We start from the raw sequence: 964 nt of genomic DNA, 5'->3' as shown, positions 1-964 counted from the left end.
CACCGCCGACGCTCAGCACACCGCCGACGCTCAGCACACCGCCGACGCTCAGCACACCGCCGACGCTCAGCACACCGCCGAAACCGCCGAAACCCGCGGTGCCGACGGCGCCGCCATCCGGATCCGCGGCCTGCGTCGCACCTTCGGGAATCACACGGTCCTCGACGGCCTCGACCTCACGGTCGCCTCCGGGGAGTTCGTCGCCCTGCTGGGCCGCAGCGGGTCAGGGAAGAGCACGCTGATCCGCATCCTCGGCGGCTTCGACGGCGGCATCTCCGGCGAGGTTCTGGCCACCCGGCAGCGTTCGGTCGTCTTCCAGGAGGCCCGGCTGCTTCCATGGACGCGGACCCTGGCCAACGTGACGATCGGTCTGTCCGGCCGCGACGTCGCCGAACGCGGACGGGTGGCGCTCGCAGAGGTCGGGCTGGCCGGGCGGGAACGGTCCTGGCCGGTGGCGCTGTCCGGTGGTGAGGCACAGCGGGTCGCGCTCGCCCGGGCGCTGGTTCGGGAGCCGGACCTTGTCATGCTCGACGAACCGTTCGGGGCCCTCGACGCCCTGACCCGGATCAGGATGCACGCCCTGCTCCAGCAGCTGTGCCGTCGCCACCGGCCGGCGGTACTGTTCGTCACGCACGACGTTGACGAGGCGATCCTGCTCGCGGAGCGGGTGCTTGTCCTCACCGAGGGACGGCTCTCCCTCGACGTTCCAGTCGATGTGGCGTCCCCTCGGCGACGGACCGACCCCGCCTTCGACCGGCTGCGTTCCACGCTGCTGGCCGAGCTCGGCGTCGACGAACTCGCCGAAGGCGATCATTGACCTGCCGCCGCCTCGCGGACGCGCAGCCCGTCCGCCGACGATGTGGGCACCCGTACCGGGGACGGCCTGCTCGGACTCCACCGCCTCCGCCTCGGCGGCTTCGGCATCCTCGGCCGCGTGCTCGGCTCGGATCGTCTCCCGCCGGGC

At 72.5% G+C, this 964-nt stretch carries 1 protein-coding gene; it reads left to right on the top strand.

What is annotated here, in order from left to right:
* The first annotated feature begins 115 nt into the window (after nt 1-115).
* Nucleotides 116-817 (top strand): ABC transporter ATP-binding protein, encoded by a 702-nt coding sequence (locus KBI5_RS12110; protein WP_070982170.1) that lies wholly within the window; start codon nt 116-118, stop codon nt 815-817.
* Nucleotides 818-964: the final 147 nt, after the last annotated feature.

It is taken from the genome of Frankia sp. KB5, from assembly GCF_002099325.1.
Lineage (GTDB): Bacteria > Actinomycetota > Actinomycetes > Frankiales > Frankiaceae > Frankia > Frankia casuarinae.
This window is presented reverse-complemented; position numbering and strand designations above follow the sequence as displayed.